A 4,498-nucleotide genomic window follows, 5' to 3' on the forward strand; every position below is an offset into this window, starting at 1 on the left:
GAGTCTCAGCCCTAGAAGAGCAGACGCGAATTCTACAGCTGTTTCGCCGCGTAAACTCTAAAGTTGTCAACATTGATTTTAAGAAGAATAATATTCTTGTTTTTCCTTTTGTAAAAGAAAACGCAGAGAACAGCAGCGACCTTCAGGTAATGCCATATGATTCCGTTGGCCAGGCAATCGACAAGTACAACCAAGTTGAGCTTGAGAACGAAGGCGCTGCTGATGTCGTCCTTGTACGGGCCGACACTTTTGAAAATATGAGAATTACGTTTAGAAATTACTTTGCTGATACTACCGAATTTGTAAACTATCTAGACAATGCGATATTAAATTAAGACCATCTCGCCGCCCGCGTCGGCGCATGAAAATCGGCCGGCTTTCCGGCAATCCAACGCAGGAATCGCACCATATCCGGGTGTCCCCGCAGCACCGTAAAGTCGGAATAGCCCCGCGCCAGTTCCGCGTTGCTCAACGTCGCATGGATTGTCCGGTGGCAGATCGGATGCACCGGCACGGTCTCGCGACCGCCCTCGCTCTTGGGCACCGGGTGGTGCCACTCCACCTTCACGCCCAGCGGCCGCTCGCACAGCGCACAGACCGGCGTTTCGCTAGCCACGATCCGTTCGGCGGCGGCCAGCAGACCCGCCTTGCGTTTCACCCGTCCGACCATCGCCACGATATGGGCATCGACCACACATAAGAAAACGGGGTCCGGCATCGCTGCCGAACCCCATTCCTTTACGCCAACTGGACCCCGAAAGGGATCAGAAGTGTGCGACGACACCCGCCATCGGGCGGAACGAATGCGCGTCGTCGAAGGTCGAAACTTCCATGCGCAGGCGCAGACCCGAGTTGCCGGTCAGGCCGCCCAGACCGATGTCCTTCGGGCCAACTTCGGCGCCGACGCCGTACACGGTGCCGTGATAGTCACGCTTCAGGTCGCCAGCGACGCCCGGAGCGAAGTTGTGGAAGTTGTTCCAGCGATAGCCGACCTTGCCGTAGAACAGGCCGCTCTCACCGGCGCGGAAGCCCGCGCGGCCATAGGCGCCATACTGCCAGTCGATGTCACCCGACACGCCCTTGGCGACCGAACCCTCGGCACCGACGAACACGGGGCCCAGCGGAATGTTGGCACCGACGATGCCCTCGACCAGCGCGCCGTCCAGGTTGTAGCCCTTAGGCTGAGCGGGGATGCCGGCGACCGACTGGCGATCGAACTGCTCCCAACCGCCCATGATCGCGACATAAGGCTCGATACCGAAGGCGCGGGTGCCGTCGGGAGCGGTCGCTGCAGGCGCCGGAGCTGCCGCGGTGTCGGTGGTGTTCATGTCCTGAGCCATGGCAGGCACGGCAACGAACGCAGCCGCCGCAGCGGCGACGATGGAAAGCTTACGCATACGAGATACCCTTCTTTTTTCTATGTGGGGCGCCGGATCGAACCGCTCAGCCCAGGCCCGCTTAACCGGTAAAATCGTCATGGGTTGCACGACATTCGACTTTTTTGGTCGCCTTGTCGGGACCTGTGTCAGGAAAACCACAGTTCCTGTCACAAAGATGAACCAAATGGGGGCGGAATGCGGCAATGGCGGTTTTCCGCCACTTTTCGGCCGCTATTCCGCCTTGGCCGATCAACCTATCGCGGTGCAGCGCAGAGAATCGCCGGTGGGGCGTGTCAAAACAACCTCACCCCCCTTACCACGCAGGTCATGGCCGAAGCCGGCGTAATGGATACCCGAGGCCACGGGCTGCCCCGCCAAGCGTATCTCCAAATCGTCGTCGAGACGCATCAACGCGCTGTCATTGCGATTGTCGAAGCGCACCCAGAAACGGCTGCCATTGTCGCACTGGAAATTGCGGGACACCATCGGCGGCAGGCCCGCGCGCATGTCGGGCAGCGTCGAACAGCCCATAAGCACCAACCCTCCCGCCGACAGGGCCACAGGCAACCGCATCATGGCCGCAGCGCGGCGTCATCGGCCTCGTCGATATCGCCGTCCGCAACCGTATCGTCCTCGAAATCCTCCTGGAGATCGTCTTCGTCGACATCCTCGGCGTCCATATCGACCGAGGCGTCGCTCGTCCCGACCTCTTCGGAGTCCATATCGAGTTCGCCGATCGGCTCGTCCTCGACGCTGTCGTCGCCCAAATCGGGTTCGAGATCGGTCAGCAGCACGCCGTCGCTGGGGCCGTCGCGCGTCACCTCCAGGATTTCGGCCCGCTGGCTTTCGTCATAGCCTTCTTCGTCCCAGCCATCATCGCCGGGTCCATGGCTGGGAACCTGATGTCCGCCCATCGCTGCCTCCTCTTGAACTGTGGAGGGTGGAACGGTGGGGTTGGCCGGGCGGTTCCCCGATTGCCCTCAGGCCGCCTCAAGCGGGGCGGAACATCCGTCCGCGCTCGGTCACGAAGACGAAGGCAAAGGCCGCGATCCCGGCGATCAGGAAGCCCAGGGTCAGCGGCTGGGTGGTCCCGTCGAACGCCTGGCCGATGCCAGCCCCGACCAGCGAGCCGATGGTCACGCTGGCAAAGCCCTGCACGCTGGAGGCGGTTCCGGCGATCCGCCCCATATTCTCCATCGCCATCGCCGAGAAATTGGACGTGGCCAGACCGAAACACGCCATGGTGATCGCCTGCAGCACCGCAAATACGATCAGCGATTCCCCGCCGAAACGTGCAATCACCAGATGGGCCGTCGCCACCGCGATCAGGATCGCGACCGAGCTATGGCTGATCAGCCGCGTGCCCAGCCGCATGACGATCCGCGAGTTGAGCAGGTTCGCCGCCGCCATGGTGACCGAGGTCGTGGCAAAGATCAGCGCGAGCAGCTTTTCGCGTCCGAAGGTCACCGCCATGATCGGCTGGATCGAATTGAGATAGCCGTACAGCGCCGCCATCAGCGCCGTCGCCGCCAGCGTATAGCCGAGCGACATCCGATCGCTCAGTGTCTCGCGCCAACCGCTGGCGATGCGCGACAGCGAGATGGGCAGTTGCGCCTCAGGCGCCAGCGTCTCGGGCATCCGCAGCGCGAACCATCCCAGCACCAGCGTGGCCAGCCCCGCGATCACCCAAAAGATCAGACGCCAGTTGCCGAACAGCAGCACCAGCTGGCCGAACGCGGGCGCCAGGATCGGCACGATCATAAACACCATGAAAGCGATCGACATGACCTGCGCCATCGCGCGGCCGTGATAGCAGTCACGGACCAGCGCCACCGTCGCCACCCGCGTCGCCGCGATCGCCGCCCCGGCACAGACCCGCGCGGCGAGCAGCAGCGGAAAACTCGCCGCCACCGCCGCCAGTCCATTGGTGACGATATAGATGATCAGCGCAACGATCAGCACCCGCCGCCGCCCATAGCGATCGGCCAGCGGCCCATGGACCAGCTGCGCCACCCCGAACCCGATCAGGAAGGCGGTGACGACAAACGGCCGCGCGGCGGGCGAAGCCCCCAGCGCCTCGCCGATGGCGGGCAGCGCGGGAAGCATCGAGTCGATACCGAGCGCGGTCAACGCCATCAGTGCGGCGATCAATAGGACGAACTCGACAAAACCGATCGGCGCGCCAGGGGGTTCGGCGGTGACAGGCGTCACCGGATCAGCGGAACGGGATTCGGACATGATGGCTGTCACATAGGGATGATTGGCGGGCAGGGAAACCAACAAAGCGGAGCGCCTGCCCGCAGCGCCGCAGCATTAAGCGCGCATCTCAACGAGGACTTCGGTATCCTGACGACGGCACTGCCATCCGTTAAATGCACGCCGGACGGCACATCCCAACCTCGATCAAGCGCATTCGGTAGCGAGTTGTCCGAACGCGCCGCTGGAACGGTTGGCGACATTACCTGCCGGTTCGGGCAACTCACCGAGCGGAACGGACATGTCATGCCATCCGGTCGCAGACGGCAGTCGGTTTATCTCTCGCCCATTTTCATCGCGCGGGGCGAGGTTGCCAGCCTTGGTCCAATCGATGTTCGTATCGCCTTTAGTCGTTACGAACGTCGTGTGACATTTGTCGATCGCTCGGACCCCCGTCACCGCCGCATTGTCCAGGGTCGCATGTCCTACCAACAAGCTATCGAGCTGACGCGCAAAATTCTGATCAGCAGCCGTGGCAGACGAGGCTGGCCGCGTCGATTGGCTCGGTCGCATCGACGATGCGCCGGCCACCACCCCGGAGGGACGCTCAGTTGGCATGCTATTTCCGGGCTGATCAGAAGCCGAATTAGGGCTGAGACTCAATCAGAGCCAGAATGCGAGCGCGGTTGCGATGGCGACGCCTGAGAGGAAGTTGACGGCGAGTTTATCGTAGCGGGTAGCGACACGGCGGAAGTCCTTGAGACGGCAGAAGGCGTTCTCGATCAAGTGGCGGCCGCGGTATCTGTCTTTATCATATCGGATCGTGCGTTTGCGGTTTCGCCGTCCGGGAATGACGGGAACGGCTCCGGCATCACGTAGCGAACGGCGCAGCCGGTCGGCATCGTAGCCCTTGTCCTGTCCTT

Annotated in this window: 7 protein-coding genes; 1 reads left to right on the top strand and 6 read right to left on the bottom strand. The window is 62.2% G+C overall.

The window, feature by feature from the left end:
* On the top strand, positions 1–335 hold a 335-nt coding region (locus SB4_RS20100; protein WP_206598024.1), incomplete at its 5' end, for a hypothetical protein.
* On the opposite strand, the gene SB4_RS16400 is transcribed toward SB4_RS20100, so the two are convergent.
* The 6 genes from SB4_RS16400 to SB4_RS19250 all read right to left on the bottom strand — a co-directional run.
* Positions 332–670: an HNH endonuclease gene (locus tag SB4_RS16400; RefSeq protein ID WP_241488659.1), complete on the bottom strand. Its 339-nt coding sequence runs from the start codon at positions 668–670 to the stop codon at positions 332–334. The two genes, SB4_RS20100 and SB4_RS16400, sit on opposite strands and share 4 nt — an antisense overlap.
* A gap of 94 nt (positions 671–764) precedes the next feature.
* On the bottom strand, positions 765–1,397 hold the full coding sequence (locus tag SB4_RS16405; protein WP_058753435.1) for an outer membrane protein: 633 nt from the start codon (positions 1,395–1,397) through the stop codon (positions 765–767).
* A gap of 231 nt (positions 1,398–1,628) precedes the next feature.
* A complete protein-coding gene (locus SB4_RS16410) occupies positions 1,629–1,910 on the bottom strand; it encodes an MliC family protein (RefSeq protein ID WP_193753860.1) in 282 nt (93 codons plus the stop codon).
* A 41-nt stretch (positions 1,911–1,951) separates the two neighbouring features.
* Positions 1,952–2,293: a hypothetical protein gene (locus tag SB4_RS16415; RefSeq protein ID WP_058753437.1), complete on the bottom strand. Its 342-nt coding sequence runs from the start codon at positions 2,291–2,293 to the stop codon at positions 1,952–1,954.
* Between the two features lie 76 nt (positions 2,294–2,369).
* On the bottom strand, positions 2,370–3,617 hold the full coding sequence (locus tag SB4_RS16420) for a multidrug effflux MFS transporter (protein WP_058753439.1): 1,248 nt from the start codon (positions 3,615–3,617) through the stop codon (positions 2,370–2,372).
* Between the two features lie 621 nt (positions 3,618–4,238).
* Positions 4,239–4,498 (bottom strand): transposase (locus SB4_RS19250; protein ID WP_153006293.1); only part of this gene is annotated, 260 nt, incomplete at its 5' end.

This window comes from Sphingomonas sanguinis, assembly GCF_001476905.1.
GTDB classification, from domain to species: Bacteria; Pseudomonadota; Alphaproteobacteria; order Sphingomonadales; family Sphingomonadaceae; genus Sphingomonas; species Sphingomonas sanguinis_B.

Excerpts from the sequence above, each read along its gene's own strand:
- SB4_RS16400 (WP_241488659.1), bottom strand. The coding sequence starts at position 670 with ATGGTCGGACGGGTGAAACGCAAGGCGGGTCTGCTGGCCGCCGCCGAA.
- SB4_RS16405 (WP_058753435.1), bottom strand. The coding sequence starts at position 1,397 with ATGCGTAAGCTTTCCATCGTCGCCGCTGCGGCGGCTGCGTTCGTTGCC.
- SB4_RS16410 (WP_193753860.1), bottom strand. The coding sequence starts at position 1,910 with ATGGGCTGTTCGACGCTGCCCGACATGCGCGCGGGCCTGCCGCCGATG.
- SB4_RS16415 (WP_058753437.1), bottom strand. The coding sequence starts at position 2,293 with ATGGGCGGACATCAGGTTCCCAGCCATGGACCCGGCGATGATGGCTGG.
- SB4_RS16420 (WP_058753439.1), bottom strand. The coding sequence starts at position 3,617 with ATGTCCGAATCCCGTTCCGCTGATCCGGTGACGCCTGTCACCGCCGAA.